Origin of the sequence: Agromyces binzhouensis (assembly GCF_004135055.1) — a bacterium.
GTDB lineage: Bacteria > Actinomycetota > Actinomycetes > Actinomycetales > Microbacteriaceae > Agromyces > Agromyces binzhouensis.
On record NZ_SDPL01000388.1, the window covers coordinates 1 to 2,967 of the forward strand.

Annotated in this window: 3 protein-coding genes and 1 pseudogene; 3 read left to right on the top strand and 1 reads right to left on the bottom strand. The window is 70.6% G+C overall.

Annotation, left to right across the window (positions count from 1 at the left end):
- The 3 genes from ESO86_RS19955 to ESO86_RS14605 all read left to right on the top strand — a co-directional run.
- A partial coding sequence (locus ESO86_RS19955) for a DUF6993 domain-containing protein (RefSeq protein ID WP_340638865.1) occupies nt 1-445 on the top strand: 445 nt, incomplete at its 5' end.
- Between the two features lie 88 nt (nt 446-533).
- On the top strand, nt 534-2,216 hold the full coding sequence (gene ettA, locus ESO86_RS14600) for an energy-dependent translational throttle protein EttA (RefSeq protein WP_129235642.1): 1,683 nt from the start codon (nt 534-536) through the stop codon (nt 2,214-2,216).
- Between the two features lies 1 nt (nt 2,217).
- Entirely contained in the window at nt 2,218-2,697 is a 480-nt protein-coding gene (locus ESO86_RS14605; protein ID WP_129235643.1) for an acyl-CoA thioesterase, read from the top strand.
- Nucleotides 2,698-2,760: 63 nt separating this feature from the next.
- Here ESO86_RS14605 and ESO86_RS19105 read toward each other — a convergent pair.
- Nucleotides 2,761-2,967, bottom strand: a pseudogene (locus tag ESO86_RS19105) (hypothetical protein); the annotation flags it as partial.

Sequence of the window (2,967 nt, forward strand, 5' to 3'; positions counted from 1 at the left end):
GCTCACCGCTGGGGCGCTCGCGATCGCGCTCGCCGGGTGCGCGAGCCCGGAGTTCGACGCCGCGACGGCGACGTCCGGGCCAGCGTCCTCGGCCGGGACCGGAGACGACTCGGCGACCGCGACGCCCGCACCGTCATCCGGGCACGAGCTCGCCCGCTTCGACGCGGTGAACCGCGCGGTGATCGCGGCCGACGCCTCGGCGGGAGGTCGAGCGTTCATCGACGCGCTCGTCGCGGCGGGGTTCGACCGCACCGCGATGCAGGTGACCTCCGACACCACGACGCTCGGTGAGCCGGCCGACTCGATCCAGTTCTCGGTCCGGATCGGGGATCGCTGCCTGGTCGGCCAGTACGGCCCGGCCTCGGACGGGTACCGGAGCGCCGAGCGTCCCGGGCTCGGCACGGGCGGATGCCTGATCGGCGCGACGGTCCCGGTCGGCGGGTAGCGGGCGGGCGAGCCGCCCCGGCTCGACGTGCCGACGCGGGCCGCTAGGCTGGAGGGCTGAACCGCGCACTCCAGACGTGAGGAACTCAGTGGCTGACTACATTTACTCGATGGTCCGCGCCCGCAAGGCGGTCGGTGACAAGGTGATCCTCGACGACGTCACGATGGCGTTCCTCCCCGGAGCGAAGATCGGCGTCGTCGGCCCGAACGGCGCCGGCAAGTCGACGATCCTCAAGATCATGGCCGGGCTCGACCAGCCCTCGAACGGCGAGGCGCGGCTCACGCCCGGGTACTCGGTCGGCATCCTGATGCAGGAGCCCGAGCTCGACGAGACCAAGACCGTCCTCGAGAACGTGCAGGAGGGCGTCGGCCCGATCAAGGCGAAGGTCGACCGGTTCAACGAGATCTCCGCCGAGATGGCGAACCCCGACGCCGACTTCGACACCCTGCTCGCCGAGATGGGCGCGCTGCAGGAGGAGATCGACGCCGCAGACGCCTGGGACCTCGACTCGCAGCTCGAGCAGGCGATGGACGCCCTGCGCTGCCCCCCGAGCGACACGCCCGTCTCGGTGCTGTCGGGCGGTGAGAAGCGTCGCGTCGCGCTCTGCAAGCTGCTGCTGCAGAAGCCCGACCTGCTCCTCCTCGACGAGCCCACCAACCACCTCGACGCCGAGAGCGTGCTCTGGCTCGAGCAGCACCTCGCCAAGTACCCGGGCGCCGTGCTCGCGGTCACGCACGACCGGTACTTCCTCGACCACGTCGCTGAATGGATCTGCGAGGTGGACCGCGGCCGGCTCTACCCCTACGAGGGCAACTACTCGACCTACCTCGAGAAGAAGGCCGAGCGCCTGCAGGTGCAGGGCAAGAAGGACCAGAAGCTCCAGAAGCGCCTGAAGGACGAGCTGGAGTGGGTCCGCTCGAACGCCAAGGGGCGTCAGGCGAAGTCGAAGGCCCGCCTCGCGCGCTACGAGGAGATGGCGGCCGAGGCCGAGCGGACGCGGAAGCTCGACTTCGAGGAGATCCAGATCCCCGCGGGGCCGCGCCTCGGCGACGTCGTGCTCGAGGCCAAGAAGCTCGAGAAGGGCTTCGGCGACCGCACGCTCATCGACGGGCTCAGCTTCACGCTCCCGCGCAACGGCATCGTCGGCATCATCGGCCCGAACGGCGTCGGCAAGACGACGCTCTTCAAGAGCATCGTCGGCTTCGAGCCGCTCGACGGCGGCAACCTCAAGATCGGCGAGACCGTGAAGATCTCGTACGTCGACCAGTCGCGCACGGGCATCGACCCGAACAAGACGCTGTGGGAGGTCGTCTCCGACGGACTCGACTACATCCAGGTCGGCAGGACCGAGGTCCCGAGCCGCGCCTACGTCTCCACGTTCGGCTTCAAGGGGCCCGACCAGCAGAAGCGGGCGGGCGTCCTCTCGGGCGGCGAGCGCAACCGCCTGAACCTGGCGCTGACGCTCAAGCAGGGCGGCAACCTGCTGCTCCTCGACGAGCCGACGAACGACCTCGACGTCGAGACGCTCTCGAGCCTCGAGAACGCGCTGCTCGAGTTCCCCGGCTGCGCCGTGGTCATCACGCACGACCGGTGGTTCCTCGACCGCATCGCGACGCACATCCTCGCCTACGAGGGCACCGACGAGAACCCCGGCGAGTGGTACTGGTTCGAGGGCAACTTCGAGGCGTACGAGGCGAACAAGGTCGAGCGCCTCGGCCCCGACGCGGCGAAGCCGCACCGGTCGACGTACCGCAAGCTCACGAGGGACTGACATGCGCCTGCACGTGCCGACGCCGCTCCGCTGGAGCGACCTGGACGCGTACGGGCACGTGAACAACGCCCGGATGCTGAGCCTGCTCGAGGAGGCTCGCATCCAGGCGTTCTGGGTGAACGACGACGGCACCGCCGAGCATGCGGTCGGCGCGTCGACCGCCGTGATCGACGCGTCGCCGGGCTCGGCGACCCTCTCGCTCATCGCGCGGCAGGAGGTCGAGTACCTCGCGCCGATCCCGTACCAGCGGCTCCCGCTCGACATCGAGCTCTGGATCGGCCGGATGGGCGGCGCGAGCCTCGAGGTCTGCTACGAGGTCTACTCGCCCGTGGGCTCCGAGCCGCGAACCCTGTACACGCGCGCCGCGACCACGATCGTGCTCGTCGACGCCGCGACCGAGACCCCGCGTCGCATCACCGACTCCGAGCGGCTCGCGTGGGAGCCGTACCTCGGCGAACCGGTCGCGTTCCGGCGCCGCTGACGCGCGTCTCGAGCCGGCGCTCGGACGGGCCGCCCGGTCGGAGCGGCGCGTGGTGCATCCGTCCTACCTGTCCTCGAGCGGCACGTCGCTGAACGAGCCCTCCCAGACGGCGCGGCTTCCGGCCTCGCCGATCCGGACGGTGGTCCAGACCGCGCCGACCCCGACGCCGATCGCCGCGACGAGCAGCAGGATCGCGATCGCGACGCGGCCGGTGCGCCGACGCGGATGTCCCGGGCGGCGAGGAGCATCTGCTCCTCGTTGTTGCCGGCC

Bases quoted from the DNA above. Each gene is read 5' to 3' on its own strand.
- ESO86_RS14605 (WP_129235643.1), top strand. From the start codon at position 2,218: ATGCGCCTGCACGTGCCGACGCCGCTCCGCTGGAGCGACCTGGACGCG.